This window comes from Verrucomicrobiota bacterium (assembly GCA_038744685.1).
Classification (GTDB): domain Bacteria; phylum Verrucomicrobiota; class Verrucomicrobiia; order Opitutales; family Puniceicoccaceae; genus Puniceicoccus.
In genome coordinates this window covers 209,825-234,670 of the sequence record JBCDMB010000001.1, presented here as the reverse complement: position 1 = coordinate 234,670, position 24,846 = coordinate 209,825, and the positions used below count along the sequence as shown (strand labels likewise).

The 24,846-nt window shown below is 52.7% G+C and carries 24 protein-coding genes; 11 read left to right on the top strand and 13 right to left on the bottom strand.

The window, feature by feature from the left end; all coding sequences use genetic code 11:
* Nucleotides 1-11: 11 nt before the first annotated feature.
* Nucleotides 12-1,748, bottom strand: coding sequence for a flavodoxin domain-containing protein (locus AAGJ81_00990; protein ID MEM0964710.1), 1,737 nt, complete (start codon nucleotides 1,746-1,748; stop codon nucleotides 12-14).
* A gap of 44 nt (nucleotides 1,749-1,792) precedes the next feature.
* Nucleotides 1,793-2,944, bottom strand: a complete 1,152-nt coding sequence (locus AAGJ81_00985; protein MEM0964709.1) for a cytochrome P450 — start codon at nucleotides 2,942-2,944, stop codon at nucleotides 1,793-1,795.
* Between the two features lie 312 nt (nucleotides 2,945-3,256).
* Here AAGJ81_00985 and AAGJ81_00980 point away from each other — a divergent pair, with 312 nt between their 5' ends.
* From AAGJ81_00980 to AAGJ81_00960, 5 genes are all read left to right on the top strand, one after another.
* A complete protein-coding gene (locus tag AAGJ81_00980) occupies nucleotides 3,257-4,129 on the top strand; it encodes an AraC family transcriptional regulator (protein MEM0964708.1) in 873 nt (290 codons plus the stop codon).
* Between the two features lie 266 nt (nucleotides 4,130-4,395).
* Nucleotides 4,396-4,695, top strand: coding sequence for a hypothetical protein (locus AAGJ81_00975; protein ID MEM0964707.1), 300 nt, complete (start codon nucleotides 4,396-4,398; stop codon nucleotides 4,693-4,695).
* Nucleotides 4,696-4,771: 76 nt separating this feature from the next.
* Nucleotides 4,772-5,458: a DUF3047 domain-containing protein gene (locus AAGJ81_00970; protein ID MEM0964706.1), complete on the top strand. Its 687-nt coding sequence runs from the start codon at nucleotides 4,772-4,774 to the stop codon at nucleotides 5,456-5,458.
* A 1-nt stretch (nucleotide 5,459) separates the two neighbouring features.
* Nucleotides 5,460-6,152, top strand: coding sequence for a TIGR04283 family arsenosugar biosynthesis glycosyltransferase (locus tag AAGJ81_00965; protein MEM0964705.1), 693 nt, complete (start codon nucleotides 5,460-5,462; stop codon nucleotides 6,150-6,152).
* 6 nt (nucleotides 6,153-6,158) lie between these two features.
* The gene (locus AAGJ81_00960) at nucleotides 6,159-7,022 is read left to right on the top strand and encodes a DUF547 domain-containing protein (protein ID MEM0964704.1); all 864 of its coding nucleotides are present in this window, start codon (nucleotides 6,159-6,161) and stop codon (nucleotides 7,020-7,022) included.
* 32 nt (nucleotides 7,023-7,054) lie between these two features.
* Here the strand turns inward: AAGJ81_00960 and AAGJ81_00955 are convergent, their stop codons facing one another.
* Entirely contained in the window at nucleotides 7,055-7,687 is a 633-nt protein-coding gene (locus AAGJ81_00955) for a hypothetical protein (GenBank protein ID MEM0964703.1), read from the bottom strand.
* Between the two features lie 317 nt (nucleotides 7,688-8,004).
* The gene (locus AAGJ81_00950; protein MEM0964702.1) at nucleotides 8,005-9,006 is read right to left on the bottom strand and encodes an aspartate-semialdehyde dehydrogenase; all 1,002 of its coding nucleotides are present in this window, start codon (nucleotides 9,004-9,006) and stop codon (nucleotides 8,005-8,007) included.
* Between AAGJ81_00950 and AAGJ81_00945 the strand changes: the two genes are divergently transcribed.
* Complete coding sequence (locus AAGJ81_00945) at nucleotides 9,005-9,556, top strand: L,D-transpeptidase (GenBank protein MEM0964701.1); 552 nt, start codon at nucleotides 9,005-9,007, stop codon at nucleotides 9,554-9,556. The two genes, AAGJ81_00950 and AAGJ81_00945, sit on opposite strands and share 2 nt — an antisense overlap.
* 300 nt (nucleotides 9,557-9,856) lie before the next feature.
* Here the strand turns inward: AAGJ81_00945 and AAGJ81_00940 are convergent, their stop codons facing one another.
* The gene (locus AAGJ81_00940; protein ID MEM0964700.1) at nucleotides 9,857-10,315 is read right to left on the bottom strand and encodes a cupin domain-containing protein; all 459 of its coding nucleotides are present in this window, start codon (nucleotides 10,313-10,315) and stop codon (nucleotides 9,857-9,859) included.
* A 38-nt stretch (nucleotides 10,316-10,353) separates the two neighbouring features.
* A complete protein-coding gene (locus AAGJ81_00935; GenBank protein MEM0964699.1) occupies nucleotides 10,354-11,367 on the bottom strand; it encodes a paraquat-inducible protein A in 1,014 nt (337 codons plus the stop codon).
* Between the two features lie 200 nt (nucleotides 11,368-11,567).
* Here AAGJ81_00935 and AAGJ81_00930 point away from each other — a divergent pair, with 200 nt between their 5' ends.
* Nucleotides 11,568-12,590 (top strand): methyltransferase, encoded by a 1,023-nt coding sequence (locus AAGJ81_00930; GenBank protein ID MEM0964698.1) that lies wholly within the window; start codon nucleotides 11,568-11,570, stop codon nucleotides 12,588-12,590.
* A 152-nt stretch (nucleotides 12,591-12,742) separates the two neighbouring features.
* Here AAGJ81_00930 and AAGJ81_00925 read toward each other — a convergent pair whose 3' ends face one another.
* Nucleotides 12,743-13,294 carry an NUDIX hydrolase gene (locus AAGJ81_00925; GenBank protein MEM0964697.1) on the bottom strand — a complete coding sequence of 184 codons (552 nt, stop codon included), beginning with the start codon at nucleotides 13,292-13,294 and terminating at the stop codon, nucleotides 12,743-12,745.
* Between the two features lie 47 nt (nucleotides 13,295-13,341).
* On the opposite strand from AAGJ81_00925, the gene AAGJ81_00920 reads away from it, so the two are divergent.
* The 4 genes from AAGJ81_00920 to AAGJ81_00905 all read left to right on the top strand — a co-directional run bounded on the left by AAGJ81_00920 (nucleotide 13,342) and on the right by AAGJ81_00905 (nucleotide 18,002).
* On the top strand, nucleotides 13,342-14,163 hold the full coding sequence (locus tag AAGJ81_00920; protein MEM0964696.1) for an MBL fold metallo-hydrolase: 822 nt from the start codon (nucleotides 13,342-13,344) through the stop codon (nucleotides 14,161-14,163).
* Nucleotides 14,160-14,960, top strand: a complete 801-nt coding sequence (locus AAGJ81_00915; GenBank protein MEM0964695.1) for a site-specific DNA-methyltransferase — start codon at nucleotides 14,160-14,162, stop codon at nucleotides 14,958-14,960. Before AAGJ81_00920 ends, AAGJ81_00915 begins: the two co-directional genes overlap by 4 nt.
* Before the next feature lie 380 nt (nucleotides 14,961-15,340).
* Nucleotides 15,341-17,068 (top strand): sugar porter family MFS transporter, encoded by a 1,728-nt coding sequence (locus tag AAGJ81_00910; GenBank protein MEM0964694.1) that lies wholly within the window; start codon nucleotides 15,341-15,343, stop codon nucleotides 17,066-17,068.
* A 178-nt stretch (nucleotides 17,069-17,246) separates the two neighbouring features.
* A complete protein-coding gene (locus AAGJ81_00905; protein ID MEM0964693.1) occupies nucleotides 17,247-18,002 on the top strand; it encodes a methyltransferase domain-containing protein in 756 nt (251 codons plus the stop codon).
* 130 nt (nucleotides 18,003-18,132) lie between these two features.
* Here AAGJ81_00905 and murF read toward each other — a convergent pair whose 3' ends face one another.
* The 6 genes from murF to AAGJ81_00875 are packed head-to-tail and all read right to left on the bottom strand — an operon-like array spanning nucleotide 18,133 to nucleotide 24,679.
* A complete protein-coding gene (gene murF / locus AAGJ81_00900; GenBank protein ID MEM0964692.1) occupies nucleotides 18,133-19,602 on the bottom strand; it encodes a UDP-N-acetylmuramoyl-tripeptide--D-alanyl-D-alanine ligase in 1,470 nt (489 codons plus the stop codon).
* The gene (locus tag AAGJ81_00895) at nucleotides 19,544-21,130 is read right to left on the bottom strand and encodes a UDP-N-acetylmuramoyl-L-alanyl-D-glutamate--2,6-diaminopimelate ligase (protein MEM0964691.1); all 1,587 of its coding nucleotides are present in this window, start codon (nucleotides 21,128-21,130) and stop codon (nucleotides 19,544-19,546) included. The genes murF and AAGJ81_00895 overlap by 59 nt, the downstream gene beginning before the upstream one ends.
* The gene (locus tag AAGJ81_00890; GenBank protein MEM0964690.1) at nucleotides 21,127-22,959 is read right to left on the bottom strand and encodes a penicillin-binding protein 2; all 1,833 of its coding nucleotides are present in this window, start codon (nucleotides 22,957-22,959) and stop codon (nucleotides 21,127-21,129) included. The genes AAGJ81_00895 and AAGJ81_00890 overlap by 4 nt, the downstream gene beginning before the upstream one ends.
* A complete protein-coding gene (locus AAGJ81_00885) occupies nucleotides 22,925-23,290 on the bottom strand; it encodes a hypothetical protein (protein ID MEM0964689.1) in 366 nt (121 codons plus the stop codon). Before AAGJ81_00885 ends, AAGJ81_00890 begins: the two co-directional genes overlap by 35 nt.
* Nucleotides 23,287-24,237 (bottom strand): 16S rRNA (cytosine(1402)-N(4))-methyltransferase RsmH, encoded by a 951-nt coding sequence (gene rsmH, locus AAGJ81_00880; GenBank protein ID MEM0964688.1) that lies wholly within the window; start codon nucleotides 24,235-24,237, stop codon nucleotides 23,287-23,289. Before rsmH ends, AAGJ81_00885 begins: the two co-directional genes overlap by 4 nt.
* Nucleotides 24,230-24,679, bottom strand: a complete 450-nt coding sequence (locus AAGJ81_00875) for a hypothetical protein (GenBank protein ID MEM0964687.1) — start codon at nucleotides 24,677-24,679, stop codon at nucleotides 24,230-24,232. The genes rsmH and AAGJ81_00875 overlap by 8 nt, the downstream gene beginning before the upstream one ends.
* Between the last annotated feature and the right edge of the window lie 167 nt (nucleotides 24,680-24,846).

Here is a 24,846-nt window from a genome sequence, read left to right as displayed (position 1 = left end):
AGAAAACGGGCTTAGTAAACGTCGCGGGCGTAGCGTTTTTCCTTCTTGAGGATCTTGATGTAGTGCTGCGCCTCGTCCTCCGATTTTCCTCCGTAAACCTGCACGATCTGGTGGAGTGCTTTGTCCACATCCTTGGCCATTCGCAAAGCATCGCCGCACACAAAAAAGTAGCCCCCCTCTTCCAACCACTCCCAGATCTCTGCTCCACTTTCGAGCATGAGGTGCTGCACATACACCTTCTCTGTCTGGTCACGTGAAAAAGCGAGGTCCAGCTTACTTAAAAGACCATTCTCCCTCCAACCTTCCAACGACTCCTCGTAGAGATAATCGGTTGCGCGGTGAGGGTTCCCGAAGAAGAGCCAATTCTTCCCCTTCGCTCCCCTGCCCTCGCGCTCTTCCAGAAAGGCCCGGAAGGGTGCGATCCCTGTTCCCGGCCCGACCATAATCATCGGGGCATCATCATTTGCGGGAGGACGGAAAGCCTTGTTGGGCTGCACAAAGACACTCGGAAGAGAACCATTGCTTCGGTTCGCCAGATAGGTCGAACAGACTCCTCCCCTCAAACGACCATATGTCTCGTAGGTGACCACTCCCACCGTAAGATGAACTTCTCCAGGGTGAGCTTGCGGGCTAGAGGCAATTGAATAGAGCCGCGGGTGCAGTTTCTTCAAAACGCCCACAAACTCCTCAACACTGTGAAAATTCGCCGGATAGTCGATAACCAGATCAACCAAGTCACGCCCAAAAAAGAACTCTTCCCATGCCTCATTGCTGTCTTCTTCGATCAGCGACTTGAGCGATTCCGAACCACTACGCTCCTGCCAAACGGTGATCAGCTTCTTGCTCAGGGTTCGGATCTCGTAGTTCTTCAGCAGAGCTTCCCGCAAGGGCGCTTCTCCACCGTCAGGGAGTGGCACCTCAGCTTCGGCGTCAAAAGATAGAGCAGCGATAATCTCATCGACCACATTCTCGTCGTTTACCGGATAGACGCCGAGCGCGTCTCCAGCTTCGTATTCGAGGCCGGAGCCATTGAGTGAAAGTTCAATGTGGTGAGTGGACTTGAAGGCACCTTCCCGATTGAGGTCATAGTTGTTGAGAATAGGTGCAGGAAACGGCCTCTTCTTTCCAAAAGACTCCTTTTTCGCTGGAGCAACCCGAGGCTTGGATGTCGCAGCTCCTGCTCCAAGGGCGTCCAACACCCCCTTCTTCCAAACCTCGAAAGGTCGATCAAAATCGACGTCGCAATCCACGCGCTCATACAAGCGCTCTCCTCCCAGTTCGGCGAGACGTTGGTCGATCCTCTTACCGGCTCCGCAAAAGTCAGGATATTGAGAATCGCCTAGAGCCAGGACGGAGAATCGAAGTCCCTCAACTCGCGGCGCTGTATCCGTACAAAGGGCATCGACGAAATCAACCGCATTGTCGGGTGGCTCGCCATCACCGTAGGTGCTGGTCACCACAAGAAGATTCTCCTCTGAAGACAAATTTGCGACATCGTAATTGGCTACCTCACTTACAGATGGTTCAAAGCGACCCTCCGATAATGCAGTCGCCATCTGAGTCGCGAGTCCTTCTGCATTTCCCGTCTGCGAACCCCATAGAATGGTCACGGGAACCTTCGGCTCCTCGCCAACGGAAAGCGGAAAGGAAGCAAGCTGTTTTGCAATCTGGCTAAATTGCTTGGCGAGGTGGTTATTGAGCCAAGCAATCTGTTCATCGGTAAAGGGTGCCTTTTCTGGGCCGTTCATCGCAGTCTCTAAGCAGTGCAGAGGGGAATCAGGCGTAGATCTGATCACGCATCGCGCGAGAAGAAACGGACGTGAACAGACTCATAACCGACCTGCCGCTCGTAGGAAGATTCTTTCTCCATCTTCGGTTCGGCTTCGATGAGGACCATGCGCTCCACATGTCTACAAAGCGACTTCATCAGGGTGCGAAACAGAAGACGGGCATGGTGCGCGCCGAGGCAATTGTGACGGCCAAACCCGTAGCCAATGTGGGGATTTGGATCCCGATCCAAACGGAGCTCATCGGGTTCTTCAAATACCGCTTCATCCCGATTAGCGGAGGGCCAACAAATCGCAATCCGTCCCCCTTCAGGAACTTCCTGCCCTGCCAATTTTGCCATGTGCGGGCACTTTCGGGTGATCGCGGTCAGTGGGCTTACGTAGCGCACGAACTCTTCTGCCGCGAGATTGATTCGTGATTCATCTTCCCTTAGGAAAAACAGCGAGTCGGGATCTTCGGCAAGGTGCGCAAAAATGCTTGCAGCCGTATTTATGATGGTATCTCGCCCTCCCGCGAAGGTCACGTTCGCGAACCCTTGCTTCTCATCAAAGGTCAACTTGCGACCACGGAATTCAACCTCGTTGAGGTAGCTGAAAAAATCGTTTCCAGGCTCCTCTTCTGCCTGCTTGAAACGGCTCCCAGTGTACTGCTCCAGCAAGTGCCCATCACCCGCGTCGTCATCTCGGTCGTGGAACACATGCAGACCCCAACTGATCCAAACATCCGCCTCGGATTCCGGCATTCCAAGTAAAAGAGCAAGTGCCTTACTCTGCATCGGAAGAACAAATCCTCGCACCACTTCAATTTCACCCAGACCAACAGCTTCTCTAACCATCCCGTCGATCATCTGCTCAATAGCAGCGATAAACTTAGCGTCACCCCTCGGCTTATTGAAGAGCGGCTGCACTAAAGCCCTGAAATCAGCATGATCCGGTGGGTCGATCTCAAGCGGGAGCTGTCTCACTCCACGCACATCCGCTTCCGAGTGCAAAACGCACATCAGAGGATTGTCACTGCTGAAGGTCTGCCAGTCTTTCGCCGTCTCCTTGGCATCCTCATGGCGGAGCACGAGCGGCACATTTTCGCCGTCGCAATCGACGTTCAAAACTCCCTCCCGGGCACGAGCTTTGCGAAATGGGTCAGGATGATCGGGCATGGTAGTAGGGCTTACTCTTTCTTACGCGGGCCGCGACCCGCGCGGTGCAATGGTATTAGAGAGTATACTAATCCCCTAAACTTTCTCTACTGCTTTAGGAGCGAAAACTAATGTTTTTCTCCCATTAATCTCACAAATATGCTACTTTTTAGCCAATATTATGATAGGATACGCTTATCCGCTACTAAAAGTCAGCTGTAGGGCACTTCGATTAACCTCCTTTGGACCTGACGAGAGCAATTTTGGGTTTGAGCAAGACGACGGCTCTCCTTGGCGGGCTGGAAGACCGGCTGCGGAAAATAATCAAAAACCATGCGCGCGATTCGTGAACAAATCCTCGATCAAAAATCCGAGACCTTAAGCTGCCGAGACTTCGATCAGGAAACTTTCGATTGTCCCTATCACCGACATCCTGAATTCGAGGTTCTGCGGATCGATCAAAGTACCGGTCGCGTTCTTGTTGGCGATTATGTTGGCGAATTTCAACCCGGCCAAATCTACCTTTTCGGGAGCAATCTCCCTCATGCTTTTATCAACGTAAAAGGCACTCGTTTATCCCGTTCTCGTTGCCTTCAGTTCGACTCCAATCGGATCTTCGAGGTGAGCAAACATCTCCCCGAGACAACACCTACGATCAACCGAATCTACCAGCGCGCGTCCCGTGGGCTCCTTCTGCAAGGGATATCCGCCAGCACAATTTCGGATCAACTCGATCATGTTTTCGCCTTTTCAGGCATGGCTGCTATCGCTCATCTCTTTAACCTGCTGTACGTCGCTAACGAGACCATAGATGCCCAAGCTCTCGCTTCCCAAGGATACAATCTGAAGAACCCCGACAGACAGATCAAGCAACTCGAAACGGTACTCGCTCACATTCACCAAAACAGCACCAGCTCTCTTACCAACGCCCAACTCGCCAAGCTTGCCGGTATGAGTGAATCTTCTTTTCACCGAAACTTTCGTCAACGCATTGGCTGCACTCCCAACTCATACATTCAGGGACTTCGCCTTTCCAATGTCGCCCAACAGCTCATTGAATCCGACTCCTCCATTTCTGAAATCGCCTTTTCTGGAGGCTACAACAACCTCTCCAATTTCAATAATCAGTTTCAACGTCGCTTTGGCTGCACCCCCCGTACCTATCGGGCACGACACCTAGCTGCCCACCAAGAATTTACAGCGTGATCCCTTACAAAGGGGTCAAAAATATGATGTGGTTTTTGAGTTTTTCTCGTTTCACTCTCTCCAATCAATTCCGATCTGCTACTATGGAAGACGCCACTGCCATTGCTTTGCTATTACTCGCAGCGATGGGCTTATTCGCTATCTATCCGGAGGTCTTTGTGAGTCATTAAGCGTTCAATTCCGTTGAAGAAACAGCCGTAAAACGCTGTGCTTCACTAAGAAAGTTGCGTTCTGCAGAAGTTAAACAGTGACAACGGAGAAATGATATGTGGTTTGAAGTAGCCCTTGTTTCTAGCCTATTTGCGGTTGGGAACATTTTCTTCGGCCATTTTGAGGAAGGCACTCCAAAGTGGCGACGGCTGGCCAAATTCCTCGTTTTCTTAGGCCTTTCCCTTTTGATTTCCGCAACGATAGGGAGAATCTGGTTTTTCGTATTTCTTGGAGCAATGCTCTTGTTTGTTTTTGTCATCCATCTTTGGTGGTTGCCAAAGCATGGCATCAATGGATGGACAGGAGAGCCCAAAGAAAAATACTACGAGCTGAGAGGCTGGGAACAGAAGAATTGATTCCGTTCTACAAGCGCATGCGGTGAATGGCTCCACCGTTTGCAATCGCTTCGATTTCGCCGACGATCCTAGCCCAATGAGGTCAGTCAGCTTTCTTTTCTGTCTTTTCCCCGTTTTTCTCCTATCCCAACGTCTCTGTGGGGATTCCCTCCAGCTGTTTGGAGCAACTGCGGAGGAGTTCGAGGAGCTTTGGGAGACTCGTGGATTTCCTCTCATCGCATCAACGGAATACGAGATCAAGGACGGGGAATTCGGAGTAGAGGTCACTGGAAAGGCCACCAATGCCAATCGGGCGATGGCACGGCGACTTGATGTCGAAGACCCGACGAAAATCGAATTGGCTTGGTCTTGGCGGGTGCGATCCGAGCTCGACGGTTCAGTCTCCGAGCGCACAAAGGCAGGCGACGATTTCGCAGCCCGGGTCTTTGTCGTTTTTGAGACCTCGGTCTTTCCGACGCGAACGCGGGCGATCAACTATGTCTGGTCTGCCCGCGAACCAGTGGGAGCGACTTTCGCGAGCCCCTACACGAAACTCGTCGCCCACATTGTGATGCGGAACGGCGAGTCCACAGAAAACCCAGCGGAATGGTTGCAGGAATCCCGTGATGTTTTGGCGGATTACAAACAATTCTTCGGAGAGTCTCCCTCGGTCGTAACGGCTGTCGCCATTATGGTGGATACAGATAACACCGACGGTTACGCAGAAGGCGATTTTCGGGATCTGGTACTGGAGATCAGCCCTTCGCCAGAAAAATCCAAGTAACATGTCAGACCGTCTCGCCATTGTGATCCCTACTCTCAATGAGGCAGCGAATATTCCGTTTACTTTGGCTTCGGTCCGCGAAGGTTGGGCCGATGCTGAAGTAGTCGTGGCCGATGGTGGCAGCACTGATGATACCGGCGATTTGGCATCCGCCTTTGGCGCAAAAGTATGCCGCGACTTACCCAAATCCCGTGGGTCTCAACTAAGAGCCGGAGCACGTGAGGCCGGAGATGTGGATTGGCTGCTATTCCTCCACGCCGACACTCGACTGGATGAAGCAGCCGTCGAGGCCGCGAAGGCTTACATGACAAGCGCCAACGCACGCCTGGCGATGTTTCAACTACGATTTGACGACGCGAGCCGTTTCCTTCGCTTCAGCGCATGGTGGACTCGTTTCGATTCGGTATTCACCCGTTTTGGCGATCAAGGGATACTGGTGACTCGATCAGCCTATGAAGCATTGGGTGGTTTTCGCGCCATCCCACTGTTCGAAGATGTCGATCTCTTGAGGCGGGCCCGAAAGACCCGGCCTATCGATGTACTCCCAGCTTCGGTAACCACCTCTTCCCGTCGTTTTCGAACGCATGGGATCTGGAGGCAACAACTACACAACGCCGTTTTGCTTCTGCGCTTTCTTGCTGGAGTGTCACCAGAGAAGTTAGTGCGCAACTATCCACCGGCTGCGAAGCTCTGAAATCTCATGAGTAGAGTATTTACGCTTTCTCACTTGAGCTTCGATCTTTTCCGGATGTTTCAGAGGTGGAGCCACTTTGCCTTGGTCTGGCTGCAAAAAATTCGTCACGTAGGGCTCACATTGCTCTTTTTTGGGGGAACGTCGCTCCTCTCGGTGGCCGCACCCGATCACAATCTGTTTACTGCCGTCCTAGAGACTCATGTTGAGGATGGGCTGGTTGACTACGCAGCACTAGCGAATGATCCCCGATTGGAGGAATACCTAGCCAGTCTCGCGGAGACCGACCCTGCCACCTTACCAACAGAAGAGGAAAGGCTTGCGTTGTGGATCAATGCCTACAACGCCTACACCCTCAAACTCATCGCCGATGCCTATCCGGTAGATAGTATCCATGATTTGGCGACAGGAGGAATGGTCATCGGCTGGCTGATCAAACGAACCGCGTGGGACATTCGCTTTGCGGACGTCGGCGGGGAGACATACACACTCAACGAAATCGAGCACGACATCATCCGACCGGAGTTCGAGGATGCCCGCATCCACTTTGCAATTGTATGCGCGGCGGTTTCCTGCCCGCTTTTGCGAAGCGAGGCTTACGTGCCGGATCGTTTGGATGAGCAGCTCAACGAAGAGGGAAGACGGTTTTTAGCGGACACTTCCCGCAACACTTTCGACCTCTCCAAACGGCGGGCGCGAATCTCGAAAATCTTCTCATGGTTTGAGGAGGATTTTGGTTCCTCCGATACAGAAGTCATCCGTTACCTTGCTGAGTTTGCTCCTCCTGAAGTCGCGATGGACATGAGGCACCACGCCGACCAATGGTCGATCCGTTACCAATCCTACGATTGGTCGCTCAACGGAATTGAGTGACTGTGGACTCAGGCGAACGCTGCCGTCGGAGGTCAACCAGTTCCCGCTTCAGACTGCTCTGTCGTCCCAACCGTTTCCTTCTTCCGCTCCTCGATTCTACGCTCCGCTTCCAGGATAATCTCCTCACAACCGATAAACTTATGGTCGTCGAGGGTGAGCTTTTTTTGTTTGCCGTCTATTTCGTAAATCGCGTAGGCGATGCCTTTCTTCTTCCACTTTTTTCGATCCATTCCAACGATTTGGTTGAAATTCACCTTTTCTTTGGAAGCTCCAGTAATCACCTCACCTTCGACCACAACGGATCGCGTGTGGTTCCAAGCGACCCACGCCAAAAACAGCAGCGCAGCGGAAACCAACGACCAACCGATTACCCTTTGCTCACGGATCGCGGCATCGGTGCGTTCTTTAGGGATGTCGGCCGGGTAATCGGCCTCCTCGGCAAAACGCTGCCAAGCTAGCTGAAGGACCGAGCTTTCTTCATCCTCGGCGTCACCGCTGGCTATCATCTCATCTGCAATCTCTCTAAACGCAGCATAACGTTCCGCCTCCGCTGGCCAGACGAGATATCCATCTGTGAGGAACCAACAGCCCATCCCAAAGATCATGAGAAAGAGCAAAAGCATCCGGCGACGCCATTCAGAGGATATTCGCGCTACAACATTCATGGAAGTTTGAAGTTAGAAGAGGGAAGTTTGAAATCGGGATACGGGAACGGACTTTGGGTGTCGGGTTTCGGGTGTCAGGAAGCAGAAGTTAAATAGGGATTTCCCCTTCAAAGGCCACTCGACAACCCTCAGGGTGTCAATTGCTGTTTCGGTAGGTTAAAGAGTAACGTTCGGTCTCGGTATCGCTATCGAGAAGTATCGAGAACGATCCCGAATTCCGATTAGGATTACGAAACGGATACCAAAACGAGAACCTTGTAGCGAGGTTACTCCGCGCCTCTCTGCCTCTGTGAGAAACTTGCCTTAGGGACATTTCCTCAAACCAAACACTCCGCGATCTGTAGTGCATTCAGAGCCGCGCCTTTCCAGAGTTGGTCACCAACTACCCAAAAGGCCAATCCGTTATCGAGGGCGTCGTCCTCACGAAGGCGGCCGACTCCGCAAGCGGCCCTTCCGGAATAGTTCAGCGGCATGGGGTAAACCGAGTCTGCCGGATCGTCGACCAACTCCGCACCGTCGAAGGCGCGAATCGCTTCCTTCGCAGTAGCCACATCCACCTCTCGTTCGAACTCCGCAAAGACACTGATCGCGTGTGCACGGAAGACCGGAACGCGGACGCAGGTGCAGGACACCGGCAACTCTGGTAGGCCAAGAATCTTTCGGCTTTCATCCCGCATCTTGACCTCTTCCTTCGTGTAGCCCGAGTCCTGAAACTGATCGACATGAGGGATGAGGTTAAAGGCGATCGGGTGAGGAAAGGTGGAGGGTTCTGGAGCCCTGCCCTGCATCCAGGCTTCGACTCCTCGTTCCAATTCGTCAATCCCCGAAGCACCTGCCCCGGAGACCGCCTGATAGGTCGAGCAGATCATCCTCTTCAACCCAAAGCTCTGATGAAGCGGCGCGGCACCCATCAGGGTAATCGCTGTCGAACAGTTGGGATTGGCAATGATCCCCTGATGTTGCTCCAGTGCACTACGGTTCACCTCGGGCACGACCAGTGGCACTCTATCATCCATCCGAAAGACCGAGCTATTGTCGATCACCACTGCACCCTTTTTCGCAGCCACCGGGGCCATCTCCTGCGAACGACTTCCTCCTGCACTGAGAAACAAAAAATCGAGCCCATCAAATTCGTCCGGCCTTGCTTCCCGCACAGGAATGGATTCCCCTTGGAATTCGAGTTCTTTACCAACCGACCTACTGGAGGCCAAAAGTCGCAGCTCCTCGACTGGAAAAGCGCGGTTCTCCAGGAGTCGCATCAACTCAATGCCAACAGCGCCTGTCGCTCCTACAATTCCTACTCGGCTCCCCTTACTCATGTCCGTCCCTATTCATACTAAAGATTTTTCCCTTCTTATTGATAAGTGCATCGCCCTGTCAACGACCCCCACTCCGGTTTCGCTCACAGTCAGCATTTCAAAGCAGACCCTCGATCTCTATCGGGAAGGGGCTCTTCGGCGCACTTTCACTATTTCGACCTCAAGAAATCCACCCTCCTGCGTAGAGAATTCGGAAGGAACGCCGATCGGCCTTCATGAGATTTCAGATGCAATCGGCGATGGTGAGCCAAGGGGAACGGTGTTTAAGGGACGAGTCTCAGTGGGAAAACGATTTTGGGAGATGCCGGAAGACGAACAGTTCGGCAATTTAATCACGACCAGAATTCTTTGGCTTAGAGGTCTCGAATCGGGTGTCAATCAGGGCAGGGGTGTCGACTCACACGACCGCTACATTTACATTCATGGAACCAACCATGAAAATCGACTCGGCCACCCCGCCAGCGCAGGCTGCATCCTCCTCTCCAACCCGGATATGGAAGAGTTGTTTGAGTCTGTAGACATCGGTTCGCTGGTTTTGATTTGTGAGTAGCAAAGACTGTAGAAGCATCCGCGACTCGACTGAGCTCGCGGCTCGACGAAGCTCACCGCCCTGAGTCTGTCGAAGGGCCAAAGTCCGCGCAGGCGGATGATCGAAGACGTGGATCGCAAGTCATCTGTCCAGGCGACCGTTGCTACAAATCCACCGATACTACGGCCCGCGGGGACGCGGGCCCTCCAGAGAGCTCTGTTTACGATCAAGGATTAGAGGCTTTCTCAGAGAAGTGGCATTAAGCTACCAATTCCGCTTGAGTCTAAATATCTGGAAAATGGCGAAACTTTCTTTCTCCTCTTATTCGTCCAAAATTGTGATCCCGTATTTTTCCGAGAGCGACTTCATTTGATCTTTCGAAGCGGGACCATCCGAAACGGCTTGATCCACCTCGTCAAAAAACTTTTCAAGACCCGGCGGGTGGATCAACATCAGAAGTTTGGCTTCTTCACTAAGACAAAGCAACCGATGTTGTAGACCTCTTGGCAAGAAGACGGCATCTCCTTCATAGAGGGTATGGTGCTCGTCTCCCACACGAGCATCCAGCGAGCCGGAAATGACGTAAAACGTCTCATCTTCGCGGCTGTGGACATGAAGCGGGGCCTCTGATCCCTTTTTCAAAATCGACACCGATAACGAGAGGGCGCCTGCAGTGTGCCTGCCGTAGAGCAGGCAATGCCCGGCCTGGCCAGGATTGTGTCCCACATCAAATTCTTTTGCTCTTACGATATGAGGGGGATGGTTTTTGTGATACTTCATATTTTGCTTTCGAACGCACGAGTCCATTGCTCCAACAGTCAGACCTCCTCAGTTGCAGCGAGAGCTCCAATCTTCTCTTCGGGGTCCGACTCCACAAGACGCTCAATCAAAACGTTTGCCAGGACTACCCCGACCAACAGGGCCATCCCAATTTGCCCATCTGAAGGGACGAAAGACCTTCCCTCCAAAAGGAAAACTCCGAGGGCCAATGCGAAAACGTCGAGCATGCTCCAGTAACGTGCGAGAAGGAAAAGCCTGTTTTCGGCCGCCCTTTCCTTGCCCTTCCAGAGATACCATGAACGAACAGCCAGAACCAGCCAACGAACCACTGGAAAGACGATCAGGAAAATAGCCGTCGCGAAAACTGCAGAGTAAGACTTTTGTTCCGCTAGCGAGGGGACCACGGTTATAACACTAAAAGAGTCGTCGACGAGGAACCACGCTTCGATTTTCAGAAATGGCAAAGTGAGCGCCCCTAAAAGCGTGAAGCCGGAAATCCCAACCAAGATCAACCGAGTTCGAGGAGTCGGGTTCATCTGGAGGATACTTAGCTGACGCCCGTGTTTCGAACGCTCGAGAAGCCGGTGGGCCAGGATTTGACCTACGATCATGCTGAGCACTACCGCGATAATGAAAAGCGGCACGCCCAGTTTGGGAGTCGCGCTGACGAGAAATTGGCCCGAGGTGAGGGTCAACACCAGGCAAACCAAGAAGACGTCCAGCATCGACCACTTCGCAAGCAATTCCACCCGGTTGAGCATCCGCAAGCGGATGCGCCCCGGCTTTGCTGAAAAAACGACAGCGAAAAGAACAAAAAGCTTAAAGAAGGGAAAAATCAGAGAAAATCCCACTACGAGAACCGCGAGAGCATAGATACCCTCTGCCCAAAGCATCTCAACAGTGTGAAAAATCGTGTAAGTCTCGGTGGATAGACCCTGACGAAAGTCGAGAAAGGGAACAAAAAGGACAGAAACGTTACAGCAAAGGGCGACTACTAAAACCCCGAAACAGCTCCAGCGGAGAGAATGCGAAAGTGGATTGAGGTGATTCACTCCCCACTTATTCGCTGTGGAGACCCTTCTCCATAGCTAGCCAGATAAAGTCAACATGCCGGTGCATCGGGGCTCGATGATCTCTAATCTTCCCAGAAGAGCAATCACTGAAAAAGGATGGCTCAATCCGATCCAGGTTAGCCCTACTGACTCAATTTCATTCGCCTTCCTACGCCTTCTGTGCTGGACCATAACGTCAAATGAAAGAACCAGACCCTAACCACCTGATGAACATCGCATCCGGGTACGGGACCTCAAAGGCTCTCCTCACAGCCACGGGGCTCGGATTGTACACGCGTTTGGTCGAGGGCCCGATGACTCTTAAGGAAATCTGTTCAGAATATGGGTTGAAAGAACGCCCCGCCAGAGACTGGTTAGACCTTTTGGTATCAATCGATCTCTTAGACCGCAAGGGAGACGGAGAAGAGGCGGTCTTTTGTAATAATGCCACAACTGAAACCCACCTTGTAAAAGGCAAAGACTCTTACCTCGGAGGTGGTCTGGAGCTGTGGGAAATGCGTAACTTTCGTTTTTGGGCAGACTTCAACGAAGCGCTTCATACGGGAGAACCACAAAGCGAGATTAAACATACTGGCAAATCGTTTTTCGAGTCCCTTTACGAGGATCAGAATCGCTTGGAGACGTTCATGGACGCCATGCATGGACAGTCATTCCTAAACTTCGATCTCCTCGCAGAGAAGTTTCCCTTCAATCAATACAAAACCCATGTCGATATTGGAGGCGCGGACGCACTCCTTTCCCGTCTCATCGCCAAGAAGCATCCCGAAATCCAGTGCACGAGTTGCGATTTGCCGAAGGTTACCGAGATCGCAGACCGCAAGATCGCGGAGGCAGGATTAACCGACCGCATCTCGACGAAGGTGATCGACTTTTTTACGGACCCTCTACCTTCTGCTGAAATCATCACTATGGGCATGATCCTTCATGACTGGAGCCTGGAACAAAAGAAGATGCTGGTCCAAAAAGCCTATGATGCTCTGCCGGACGGCGGTGCCTTTGTAATTGTGGAAGCGTTGATCGATAACGAGCGACGCAAAAATACCTTTGGCCTGTTCATGTCACTCACCATGCTAATGGAGTTTGGAGATGCCTTCGACTTCACCGCGGAAGAATTCTTCGGCTGGTGCCGGGAAGCAGGATTTAGTCGATTCGAGGTCATCCCGCTCGCTGGTCCCTCTAGTGCCGCGGTCGCTTATAAATGACACAGACTGGTGAGCGATTCACGAACAACGCTCGATTCATCTGGCCCTCTGGAGCAACGTCATCTCGGTGTCCGAGAAGAAGTGTCCCCACTGTGACAATGCGACCAGCGTGACCGCGTGCCCCCCATCAAATCTCGTAGTCTTTTATGGTTCTACTCTGCCACAAAATAACGCATCAGAGCCGCTAAGGTCAGCGAATGCATAAACTCGCCCCGACGACAGGCTTCTTTCACTTTATCCATCGGCATCAACTCGATCTCCATCTCCTCATTCTCGTCCCAGCTCACTTCCGACCGATGAACCACGTCCTGAATAAGAACGAAGTGACACGTGTTATTCATAATCGCAGGATTTGGATTACAGGAAGCGTATACCTGCGCGTTTTCCCCAGCGAACCCGGTCTCTTCCAGTAATTCTCGGACTCCTGCTTCGAGCGGCTCCTCACCATCGTCGACCATACCTCCAGGAAGTTCCAGAGAAAACTCCTCGCTCCCGTGCCGAAATTGCCGAACCAAAACCAGCTCATTTTCCGTCGTAATCGCAACGACATTTACGAAGTCGTTTGTATTGATTACATACCAGTTTCTGCTTCGCCCATTCTCCTCGTTCCTGCTCGACTGCTGGCTCACTAAAAAGACACGGCAGTCCGCCACAATTTTTGCCGCTGTAGTGATCCATCTCGCTGGCGTTTTTCCACGTTTCATTTCACCATCATTTTCCAGAACTTTCCAGAGACAAACTGATTCAGCCGATGAACTTCACCTACACCCACCTCGAAGACTTTAGTGAGGACATCCTCTCAAAAGCTCAGAGCGGCCTTCAGTTGACCAATAGGGAACTTGCCGAACGCTCGGGAATTGAGCTTGGTCTGCTGAAATCTTTGAAGAGCGGTGAAGTGGATGAAGAAGCGATTTCAGCAGTCGCCGAACAACTCAACCTCGATAGCAAGACCCTGATTCAGTCGGCACAAAAAGCATGGCTTCCCAATCCAATCGAACTGACCAAAGGGCGAGTCTTCGTGAGTCACTTCCGATCCATGGACGTCAACGCTTACCTATTTTACTCGAACGATGGTGGGGCGGTCCTGTTTGACACCGGAGTAGATGCCGCGCCAATCCTTGAGTTCCTGTCCAAGAACCAATTGGAACTGGTCGGAGTCGTTCTCACCCATGGCCATCCCGATCACGTCGCAGCCCTCCCTTCCCTGCTAGGCGCATTCCCCGACTGTCCGGTCTACGCCCATCCTATCGAGAAGATCGCTGGAACCCAACCGATTGAGTGGCAGCAAAAAGTCGATGTTGGTCCCTTTTCTTTGGACTGTCTTTCGACGCCGGGACACACTCCCGGAGGAACTTCGTTTCGGTTCGATAGTCCCGATGGGCCGATCTGCGTCGTAGGTGATGCAATTTTTGCTGGATCGGTCGGTGGATGTGCAGCCGATTACGCAAACGCGCTGCGGTCCATTTCGCGCAACCTCCTAAGCCTCGATCCCGAAACCATCCTCTGCCCAGGTCATGGTCCTTTGACCACCGTAGCCGAGGAGAAGAAAAACAACCCATTCTTTGCTGGATGACCTGGCAGCCCTGTAGTCGTGGATATCTCTACGAGGGCGATGTAAGCGCCGGGTTGAAGAACCCACCGTCCTCGTCATTTCAGACCATCATCGCCGACCCACCTTATTTTCAGGTGCAGACGGATGAAGGATGGGACAACCAATGGGCGAGCCAAGAAGAGTATCTGACATGGATAATCGGCTGGGTGGAAAAGGCATTCAACCACCTCTCTGAAGACGGGATTTTCTATATTTTTGGACAACCCGGAAAACGGGAACACATCTTCCTATCGGTTTGCGCCGAGCTTAGTCAGCGCTTCGCATTTCATGATCTGATAGTGTGGGACCGTGCAGTCGGCTACAATGAACGGCGGGACTCTTTCACTCCACAGTTTGAGATGATTCTTGCTCTGAAGAAAACGTCCTCTAGCCACGTTTATTTCAACAAAGACGCCGTCCGCATCCCTTACAATAAGGAGACGATTCGCAAATACGCCGCTGATAAAAGATACAAGGATCCTGAGGCGCGCATGGAGCACCTCCGCAAAGGAAAGTACGCAACCAATATTCTTCGATTCCCGTCACTCAAAGGACAATCAAAGGAAAAGGTGGGACACCCGACCCAAAAACCGATCGCTCTTATCGAGGCACTCGTCCTCTCAAGTTCCTCTATCGGCGACTGGATCCTCGATCCCTTTTTAGGAAGCGGCACCACGGCAGCAGCAGCGGAAAAGCATGGCCGAAAATGGGCCGGAATCGAAAAAGATCCCGACTATTGCGAGGTGATTCGAAAGCGTGTGAAGAAGACCGAGCAATAAGTGGTGAAGGTGACTGTAGCCTCGGAAATCTATTCCGGAAGCAACTACAGGAAGAACCTGCACCCTTCTTCGCTCCCGCCATTCTCAAGCTAGGACAGAGCTGAATCCCATTCTTGGGTGCAATAAGAGCCACGGGGTAGTACGGAAAACACACTACTCCACTGGTGCGGACTCAAGTCCGCGCTCCATCGTGATGGTCTTGAGGAGCGCGGGCTCCAGTCCGCATCGGTGGAATTAGCCCGATACCCCGCATTTTTAATCACACCCTCCACATTTGGAGAGTCTGATTTTCGATTCGCAAAAAACTGTAAAGTCCTCTAACTTCCACTCATCTGCTGAAAAACCCCTTTCAGAGATGACTCCCCCATCCCATCTCTCCCATGACTGAAGAAGCTTCTGCTACCTCATCCTCCCTACCCAAATCCATCCATCAAGTTCTCGCGCAGGCGGAAACCGACTTTGAGAAAAGAGTCCTGAAACCGATCAGTGGCTTCATCGTCGGAATCGTGGCGGCGATGTCCGGTGTCCTTTTTGGATTTGATGCCTCAATCGCTGCCGCGTGCGGCGGAGCAGTAAACGCGCATTTCTCAATCACGGAGGAGCCTTTCCTCATGGGCCTTTGGGTTGCCTGCGTTCCGCTGGGAGCTCTATTTGGGGCAATTCTCGGCGGAAAAGTTTCCAATCTTTTGGGAAGACGAAAGGGGCTCCTCCTCAATGCGTTCCTTTTCATTCTTGGAATTTCAGTAGCCTCACTTGCGCCTGGCTTCTGGGTATTCGTCGCTGCGAGGCTCCTGATGGGTTTCGCGGTAGGAAATTCTGCAGTGATTACCCCGATGTATATGGCTGAAGTTTCCCCTCCGGAATCGCGGGGAAGAATTCTGTTCATGTACCAGCTTTCAATCGTAGTCGGTATCCTCGTCTCTTTCATCGTAGGCGTCGTGGTCGATACGTTCATCCCCAGCAACGATCTCAACTGGAGAGTTATGATCGCCTGCGGCCTAGCGCCCGCTCTTCTCTTTCTTTTTGGAATGCTGAAGATGCCGGATAGCCCACGGTGGCTGATTGAGACTGGGATGCTTCACAAAGGATACGAAATTCTTACCCGTATGATGGGTAGGAATGACGCTCGGAAAACGTTTGGAGAAATCCATGAGGCTACCCAAAACACTGAAACTGGCACCCTCCGAGCCGTTTTTGGAAGGCTGATTTTACCGGTAGTCGTTCTTGGCTTCTTCCTCCAGTTCTTCCAGCAATCGACTGGGATCAATTCAGACATGTATTACGGTCCTGAGATTTTCATAGAAGGCGGCTTCAGCAATGCAGCCAGCATGTGGGCTCAGGTCGCAATGGGGGTTGTCAATTTGATTGCGACGGTTGTTTCCATTCTCCTCGTCGATCGTCTAGGCAGAAGGAAACTGATGATCATAGGGGTCAGCGGGATCGTCGTAATGCTCTGTGTCCAGGCCTACCTCTTCCACGTCTACGAAGTCCAGCGGGCACAGGCGGCCGGACCAGCCCCCTCAAGCGAAGTCCATTCCCAGACATCTTCCGTGCAGACCGTCCAGCAAACGGGAGCCCCGAACGCAAACCAAGAAGTTTCCAGCTCTGCGACGGACGCTGCGAGTGCCTCAAATCAATCCAATGCCGTTCCACAGGGAACGGTGCCCGGCCTCACGACCTACCTCATCTTCACCAGCATTCTTCTCTACATCATCTTCTTTGCGATCAGTGCCGGTCCGCTTGCGTGGCTGATCATTTCTGAGATCTTTCCCATTCGCTTCCGGGGAATCGGCATGTCCATCGCCGTCGCGGCGAATTGGCTGGTCGATTACTTCGTAAGCCAACTTTTTCCAGTCATGAAGCAGGACCTTGGTATGACAACCACAACGCTCATCTACGCCTGCTTCACCGTGGTCGGCCTTGCCCTCGCGATCAAGTTCCTCCCCGAGACCAAAGGCGTTCCCTTGGAAGAAATTGAACGAAATATCTACGCCGGAAAGAGACTACGGGAAATTGGAGTTCCGTCGGGGAAAGTCTATGGGACTAAGAAGACTTCCTCCATTCGGACCGAAAATTTTGGTTCCGCCAGGGTATCTCACGGCAAGTAGAAATTGAACGAAAACCTGCTTTTGGATAGGGATTCAAACACCGCTCCGAAATAGCAGGCTTCCGTCCACTGATCTATTCGCTCTGGCAAGCCCTACCTTCACTAATCTCCCAAGTTCGACAGCGGAGAGAGGAGTATTCCACTCGCCATCGTCTACCGCATTCGATTACTGTCGTTCCATGGGGACGCAATACGACGACATTGGGGAAGATTACTTGCAGACCAAAGCGGTGCGTTGGAAACAGTACGCCGAGCCGTATGCTCTGTTCACAGCGCTAGGTTCGCTCCAAGGCAAAAGGGTAATCGATGTTGCCTGCGGTGACGGATACTTTACGCGACCATTGGCCCTCATGGGAGCAAGGGAAGTGGTCGGAATCGATATTTCGGAAGAGATGGTCAAACTCGCCCGAGCGAAGGAGCAGGAAACCCACCTTGGCATTCGCTACGAAGTCGCCGATGGAGGAGAGCTTGCCGCATCTATCGACTCGTTGGGGCAATTCGACGTTGCCACGGCGCAGTGGCTCTTGGACTACGCGGTATCCCGCGACCATTTGCGGGCGATGTGTCGCTCACTCGCAGCGATCCTCAAGCCTGGCGGACGCTTCGTTCACATGGGGAGTAACTTTGATTCGCTCTTCCATTATCCCGAGAACTTTGCAAAGGACAACGCGACCTTCACCCATTCCGGACCCTACGGTGATGGGGCCCGCGTCCGCTGGACTATCCGCTACGGAGAGGACAACACCGTGAGCGCGGAAAACACCATGTGGACCCCGGAAACCATTACGGAAGAGCTTGAGAATGCAGGATTCAAGTCCGTGGAATGGCCCGAAACACTCATCGGCCCGGTCGCCTACTCAGTGGTAGACCCCTTTTACTGGAAAGAATTTGAAGAGCACCCGTGGTTTGCAGTTACCGTCGCAACGCTTGTCTGAAGGTTGGTTTGAGCAAAAACGTTGTTTTCACGAAGCAGACCGAGTGCAGAAAGAGATGCAATGGATTGATAGTGAAAACCTCTGCTTCTTCGCATGAGATCTGATACAGGCCCTACCCTGAAAGCCCCATCTAGCTCACGTCTTCAGCCAGGCTCTCAAGAACCTTTTCTAGCCGAAATTTTCTGCTTCCTTTCAGAAATATGATCCCTTCCGTTCTTTTGACCTTGTCCAGAATTTCTTCGACTGCGTTGACTTGCAGAACAGCTTCACTGCCTAAGCTGCGTTCCACCGTGGAGATCATTTCTTTCGTAGCCTCACCTACCAAAAACACCCGATCCCCTTCTTCTACCGGAAGCGCGGTTGCGAGTTGGCGGTGCCATGCCGGGCTCTCCTCTCCCAGCTCCTCCATTCCACCAAGTATCCAAACTTTCGTCTGCCCCTCAAATCGGTTGTGGAAGAACGTCACCGCGTCAGCAAACGAGGCCGGGTTTGCGTTGTAGTGATCGGCATAAACCGTTCGACCACCGACTTCGATCACTTCACCTCGCTGGCGAGCAGGGGACCAATTCTCCAAACGTTTCAGCGCCTTCTCGAGAGACACCCCTTCCCGCAAGACTACAGTCAGTGCGAGGCAAATGTTCTCAACCATCCCGGCGGTTACCTCCGGTAGTGGAAATTCCACGACAACTTGATTTCGAATCCGCACGGTCTTCTGTCCGGTCTCCAAATCTGAAACCACGTTGTAGCGCCAAAGCTCTCCCTCCGGGGGATGAATAATCGTCCGAGCAACCGGAAGAAGCCAGTGTGGATCCGAAAATCCTGCTTCTGTAAACGCTCCGTATTCCGAGCACGCAGGCCCCAGAAATACTCTTTCGCTCGCCCGTAACGGCAAGTGGGCTTTTTCCTCGGCGATCCTTTCCAAGGAGCCGAGTTTCTCCAAATGGGCGGGGCCAATCGTAGTGACTACCGCCACCTGAGGATCGATCATCCTGGCGAGGTTTGCCATTTCGCCAGGCTCATTGATTCCCGCTTCCAAGACCGCGCGCTTGTGCTTGGTTCGCAGTTGCAGCTCACTAAGGGGAACTCCGAGGTAGTTATTCAAATTGCCCGGCGTAACAAAGGTATCCTCTTCCCCGAGAAGTAAACCGAGAACCTCTTTGGTCGATGTCTTACCACAACTGCCTGTTACTGCAATCACACGACCACCCCATTCCTTCCTCCAGGCAGAACCAAGTGTTTGTAGAGCAGCCTCTGTGCTCTCGACCACGATCTGGGGAAGATCGACCTCTTCCCGAGGATGCTCAACGAGGGCCGCGGAGGCATTCCTCGAAAGGGCGTCCACTAAATAGTCATGGCCATCTCTGTTCGCCGTCTTCAAGGCCACGAAAATCTCTCCTGCCGAAATTTTTCGTGAATCGATAGCGAATCCAGTCGCTCCGGCAAAATCAGCATCGTTGATCCATTCCGCGCTCAGCTGTTCGTCGAAGAAGGGTCGGCGAAAGACTACTTCTCCCTCTTTCAGAACGCTCTCCATCGGACCGTCAGCCTTGGGGTTTGTGCCTCTTGATTCGAACCAATTCTCGCGCCACCTGCCGATCATCGAAGGGAACAATCGTATCTGCAAATTCCATAAAGGGCTCGTGACCCTTTCCAGCGATAAGGACGGTGTCCTCGGGTTTGGCGGCGTCAAATGCCATACTGATCGCCATCCTCCGGTCCTCAATGAACTCCACCTGATCGGGTTTGCTAACCCCTCGCTTCATATCCTGAAAAATCCTTTCCAACGGTTCGGATCGTGGATTGTCGGCTGTGACCCAACAGTAGTCTCCAAAAGTCTGGGCAACGTGCATCATCAACGGTCTCTTTGTACGATCACGGTCTCCTCCACACCCAAAAACCAAATGTATTCTACCCGGGGTGATCTCTCGCAACACCTCCAGAGTGGACCGAAGAGCATCATCGGTATGGGCGTAATCTACGAAGACTTCGAAACCCTGCTTCTCGTCGATCCTCTCCAGTCGACCTGGCACACCTGAAAATGACTTGAGAAGCGCAGTCGACTTTTCGATATCACAGCTACTCTCTTCAGCAATGGCGACCGCTGCCAAAATATTCAGAAGGTTAAACCGACCCGCCAGCTTCGCTTTGAGATTGAGTGTGCAGCTGGGGGTAATCAATCGGAAGGAAACACCACTCCGAGAAAACCTTATCGCCTCCGCCCGGTAGTCTGCCTGCGGTCCAAGCCCAAAGGTGCGGACACTGCTCGACTCTCCGACTTCTCTCAGGAGACGTTGTCCATATTCGTCGTCCTGGTTAATGATCGACAGTTTGGGTTTGGTCCCGATCCCACCGTCGAAGAGTCGCTTTTTCACCTGGTAGTACTCCTCCATGCTGTAATGGTAATCCAGGTGGTCCTGCGTCAGGTTGAGAAATACGGCTATGTCAAAATCAATCCCTTGAACCCTTTTCTGGTCGATCCCGTGAGAGCTCACCTCCATGACCATTGACTTACAGTCAGCGCCAATCATCTGACTCATCAAAGAAAACGTGTCTACTGACTCCGGCGTAGTCTTGTAAGACGGAACTGTCCTACCACCGAGATCGTAGTGGATCGTACCGATCAGCCCACATTTCGCTCCGTCTGCCGCCATCAGCTCACGCGCCAACCAGGAAACCGTCGTTTTCCCGTTCGTGCCAGTCACGCCAACTGTCTGCAACTTTCGATCCGGCCAACCGTAAAATTCTCCAGACATCGAAGCGAGTGCTTCAGGAACCGACGCCACCTGGAGGAACGTCACGCCAGCATGGGACCCTGGTGGATCCTCCGAAACAATGCCGACTGCGCCACGATCGATCGCTTCCTCGACAAAAAGACGACCATCTGTCCTCAGACCCTTTCGGGCAAAAAACAAACTCTTGGGAACTACTCTTCGACTATCGGTGATGATGGACTGAACCTCTTGTTCCATTGATCCTTTTTGTGCGACCAAAGGAAAGCCACCCACCAGCTCGCTGAGAAGACGAACTTCAGGCAACGAGCTACCGCCCCCTCCAGCGTAGGGAACGACCGAAGGAGACCAAAAGCGATTCTCGATCAGAGTGCTGATCTGGAGATCAGGGAGCCTCATCGATCCCCTTCTGACAATGCTATCATTCGCTGCCCGATCACTCCATCCGGCAATATTTGAAGATGGTGGGAGGCAGTTTCTGCGATGTTTCGAAAAACGGGAGCGGCAACTACTCCTCCATAGCCAACTCCATCGACCTGTGGATCTTCAACAACGACCGTGATGACCACCTTCGGTTGATTGGCTGGAAGAAATCCACTAAAAGACGCCACGTGATGTTCGTTGGAATAACGTCCATCAATGATCATTTGAGTGGTGCCGGTCTTACCCGCCGCCCGAAATCCATCGAGGAACGCACGACGAGCCGTTCCATTCGCACCTACAACCATCTCGAGGAAACTCGCCATGGTGTGAGCTACTTCCTCACTAATGACCCGTTTCTCTTCTCCAGAGTTAAATTGAAGGACCGTCTCTCCCTCGGCATCAAATACCCGCCTAATCAACCTCAATGGTTTTCTAATCCCTCCCCCAGCAATCGTAGCCATCGCCGCGTGGACCTGAACCGGGGTAGCGGAAACCGCGTGTCCCATGGGTAGACGGGAGATGGTTAAGCCGTCCCAATCTTCAACAGGATGGAGAATCCCCCTCGACTCAGAACCCAGCCGAAGCCCTGTCCTCTCTCCAAATCCAAAACGTCTTGCGTAGTCATGAAGTCGATTGTCGCCCAAGCTCATGCCGAGTAATGCGGCGCCCCGGTTACTTGACTTCACTACAATCTGTTCAACGCTCAGGCTCTCATAGGTCTTGTGGTCCGCCGGCATCCGCACGGTTCGCCCGTTGTAAGCGACGCGGGACTCGCTGCAGTCAAAAACGGTTTCCGGATCAACCAGTCCTTCATTCAATGCTCCGGCAGCAGCAACGATCTTGAAGGTAGAACCCGGCTCATAAACCGTAGTAAGTGCACGATTTCTCCATGAGGTCTTGTCCGATTTGCTGTGATAGTTCGGGTCAAAGGTGGGACGATTTCCAAGGGCGAGGATTTCGCCGGTTCTCGGGTCTGAAACGATGATCGAGGCCGAATCGGGCGCATACTCTTCCATGATCGCGTCCAATTCCTCCTCAACTTTGGTTTGCAAGACGAGGTCGAGAGAAAGCTCGACGCCCAGACCCGACCGTGGGGCGACTTCGCGAAAGCGAAACTGCGCCATCTCACGCCGACGACCATCCTTTTCGGATTCTCGCCAACCATCCTGACCGTCGAGGTAGAAATCGAGAGCCTGTTCAACACCGTAGTAAGCCTCACCGTTATCGGCTACAAATCCCACCAAATGTGCAGCCATTGAACCTGCAGGATACACACGCTGATTCTCGTAGTGACCGTAGACGCCGCGAATGCCGAGCTCCCGAATCCGTTCGTAGTCTTCCGGAAAAACTGCATCGGACAATTTTACCCATCGCACCTCAGCGATCTCTCCGGTCCGCGGGTTTTTTCGCTCTCTCTTTTCAAATGCCCGCCGAATCTCATCTTGTGGCACGCCAAGAATGGATGCCAAATCTCCGACCTTCGTGAAATCCTCCCGAACGAGCGCTTGAGGATCAACCCCCAACTCAATAACGGTCCGGGTCGAGGCCAGTAGATTTCCTGCCCGATCGACAATGGGTCCACGGGCGGCTACGAGACGGTCATAGCGGTCTCGACTCTCTTCCGCAAAAGCAACATAGCGGTCACTTTCAAAAACCTGCAGATGAAGCAGTCGAAAGAAAATCGCCCCAAAACACGCGAAAATCGCAATCAATATCAGGCCGTAGCGAAAGCCTCCTATAAATGGCGGCAACACGTTAAAAGGGCTGTTCTCATTGGTTGGCTGCCACTTCGAGGGGCGCACCATAACTAACCATCCGAACCACCCGATTTCCGTCTGCATCATAGGCGCGCTCCACCTGCACGATATTCCGCCAGTCTGGACGGATTAGGTTATTTCCGGAACGACGGATCAGTTCATCGGGTCGATGAGCCTCAGCAAGTCGACTGCTCATGTAGCGGTTCTTTCGCTCGAGATCCTGCAAGGCTCGTTCATGATCTTCGATAAGATCAGCTGTGTGGCTAATCTGTCTTTGAATCCAAACCTGGGACAGACCCCCAAACAAACAAACTGCCAGAAAGACTCCCAGAAGGAGCAGGTTCAGGGGTGGTAAGACGTGACGGGGAGTTGATTTCATGGACTTGGGTTCTTCACGAGTAAACGTAAGCGAGAGGAACGACTGCGAGGATTCGCCTGAACCTCGTCCTCGCTTGGACGAGTTGGACGGGAAAATGGTAAGGTAGCTTCGACAGTCCGTTCATCCTGCGGTCGGGAGTCATTGGCACCTTCTGGACGTCCCGCTTTCCTGCGAAAGAACCGCTTCACCAAGCGATCCTCAAGCGAGTGGAAACTGATCACAGCCAAGCGTCCCTCCGGTGCCAATCGGTTGAATGCTTCCGGAAGCGAATCCTGAATCGAGTCCAGCTCACGGTTCACAGCGATACGGACTCCCTGAAAGGTTCGTGTGGCAGGATGGATCCGGCTCCTTTTTGCAATCGCTGGTACCGCATTGACAATGAGTTCCGCGAAGGAGGAGGTCCGACTGAGACTCCCCGTTCCCCGTGCGTCCGTTATCGACTGAACGATACGCCGCCAGAATTTTTCTTCACCGAAGTCACGGATCGCCTCGACCAGTTCTTTCTCTTCTGCGGTTTCGAGAAATTCGGAGGCGGAAATACCCGATCCGGGGTCCATCCGCATATCGAGGGGAGCATCCATTCGAAACGAGAAACCCCTACTGCCTTCGTCCAGCTGAAAAGAGGATACACCCAGATCGAAAAGAATCCCGTCAAAGTCTCTTTCCTCAAGCTTCTCCAGTTGCCCAAAATCCATGGCTCGAAAAGTGAAGCGGCCCTGAAAATCGGCTTCGAACAAAGCCGCGCGTTCCCCAGCTGAAGGATCACGATCCAAAGCCATGAGTCGATTTGCCGGGTTTGCAGATAGGATTGCCCGGGAATGTCCGCCTCCACCGAAAGTGGCGTCAAGAAACTTGCCGCCACGGTCCGCGGCAAGACCTTCGAGAGTCTCTCGCAGAAGAACTGGCTCGTGGCCCCTATCAATCTGGCGCTGTAGTTCCTCAGACATTGATCTGCTGCAGGATCCGGTTCATCAGATCCGGATCGTTCAAATCCGCGCCCTCGTAACGATCGGCCGAATGGATGCTAAAATAGCTAAAGTTCCCAACTAAAACTGCCTTCTTACCGATCTGGGCGTGCGCGATGAGTTTTTCGTTCAAATTGATGCGCCCTTGTTTGTCGCAGCCGAAGGAGTGAGACATTGAGCCAAGCTGAGTCATCAGCCGCTGACCTGCCGGATCGCCAAGGCTGATCTTTGAGACCTGCTCTTCAAAGCGATCAATCATTTTAGGAGGGTAAACCGTAATGAACCCGCCCGGATTCGGCAGGGCGAGATACACCTCCTCATCGTCCCCCTGAAATCGCCATTTCGAAGGGATCGTGAGACGACCCTTGGCATCAAGAGAGTGAGAAAACTCCCCAACGTAAAACGCTCTTTCTGCGGCGACCATTGTAAACCATTCCGGTTCTTCGTGAACCTATTTGCCCCATTTCGCCCCACTATGTCCCACATGTCAATAGATTACACCCACTCCAACTCAGATTTTCTCCGCCTGGAACGCCGGGGCAGATGCCTTCATTGGCCAAGATCCGAGCCCCAAAAAGTATTTCTAATCTG

Coding starts and splice junctions, on each gene's coding strand:
- AAGJ81_00990 (MEM0964710.1), bottom strand. CDS start 1,748: ATGAACGGCCCAGAAAAGGCACCCTTTACCGATGAACAGATTGCTTGG.
- AAGJ81_00985 (MEM0964709.1), bottom strand. CDS start 2,944: ATGCCCGATCATCCTGACCCATTTCGCAAAGCTCGTGCCCGGGAGGGA.
- AAGJ81_00980 (MEM0964708.1), top strand. CDS start 3,257: ATGCGCGCGATTCGTGAACAAATCCTCGATCAAAAATCCGAGACCTTA.
- AAGJ81_00975 (MEM0964707.1), top strand. CDS start 4,396: ATGTGGTTTGAAGTAGCCCTTGTTTCTAGCCTATTTGCGGTTGGGAAC.
- AAGJ81_00970 (MEM0964706.1), top strand. CDS start 4,772: ATGAGGTCAGTCAGCTTTCTTTTCTGTCTTTTCCCCGTTTTTCTCCTA.
- AAGJ81_00965 (MEM0964705.1), top strand. CDS start 5,460: ATGTCAGACCGTCTCGCCATTGTGATCCCTACTCTCAATGAGGCAGCG.
- AAGJ81_00960 (MEM0964704.1), top strand. CDS start 6,159: ATGAGTAGAGTATTTACGCTTTCTCACTTGAGCTTCGATCTTTTCCGG.
- AAGJ81_00955 (MEM0964703.1), bottom strand. CDS start 7,687: ATGAATGTTGTAGCGCGAATATCCTCTGAATGGCGTCGCCGGATGCTT.
- AAGJ81_00945 (MEM0964701.1), top strand. CDS start 9,005: ATGTCCGTCCCTATTCATACTAAAGATTTTTCCCTTCTTATTGATAAG.
- AAGJ81_00950 (MEM0964702.1), bottom strand. CDS start 9,006: ATGAGTAAGGGGAGCCGAGTAGGAATTGTAGGAGCGACAGGCGCTGTT.
- AAGJ81_00940 (MEM0964700.1), bottom strand. CDS start 10,315: ATGAAGTATCACAAAAACCATCCCCCTCATATCGTAAGAGCAAAAGAA.
- AAGJ81_00930 (MEM0964698.1), top strand. CDS start 11,568: ATGAAAGAACCAGACCCTAACCACCTGATGAACATCGCATCCGGGTAC.
- AAGJ81_00925 (MEM0964697.1), bottom strand. CDS start 13,294: ATGAAACGTGGAAAAACGCCAGCGAGATGGATCACTACAGCGGCAAAA.
- AAGJ81_00920 (MEM0964696.1), top strand. CDS start 13,342: ATGAACTTCACCTACACCCACCTCGAAGACTTTAGTGAGGACATCCTC.
- AAGJ81_00915 (MEM0964695.1), top strand. CDS start 14,160: ATGACCTGGCAGCCCTGTAGTCGTGGATATCTCTACGAGGGCGATGTA.
- AAGJ81_00910 (MEM0964694.1), top strand. CDS start 15,341: ATGACTGAAGAAGCTTCTGCTACCTCATCCTCCCTACCCAAATCCATC.
- AAGJ81_00905 (MEM0964693.1), top strand. CDS start 17,247: ATGGGGACGCAATACGACGACATTGGGGAAGATTACTTGCAGACCAAA.
- murF (MEM0964692.1), bottom strand. CDS start 19,602: ATGATCGGCAGGTGGCGCGAGAATTGGTTCGAATCAAGAGGCACAAAC.
- AAGJ81_00895 (MEM0964691.1), bottom strand. CDS start 21,130: ATGAGGCTCCCTGATCTCCAGATCAGCACTCTGATCGAGAATCGCTTT.
- AAGJ81_00890 (MEM0964690.1), bottom strand. CDS start 22,959: ATGGTGCGCCCCTCGAAGTGGCAGCCAACCAATGAGAACAGCCCTTTT.
- AAGJ81_00885 (MEM0964689.1), bottom strand. CDS start 23,290: ATGAAATCAACTCCCCGTCACGTCTTACCACCCCTGAACCTGCTCCTT.
- rsmH (MEM0964688.1), bottom strand. CDS start 24,237: ATGTCTGAGGAACTACAGCGCCAGATTGATAGGGGCCACGAGCCAGTT.
- AAGJ81_00875 (MEM0964687.1), bottom strand. CDS start 24,679: ATGGTCGCCGCAGAAAGAGCGTTTTACGTTGGGGAGTTTTCTCACTCT.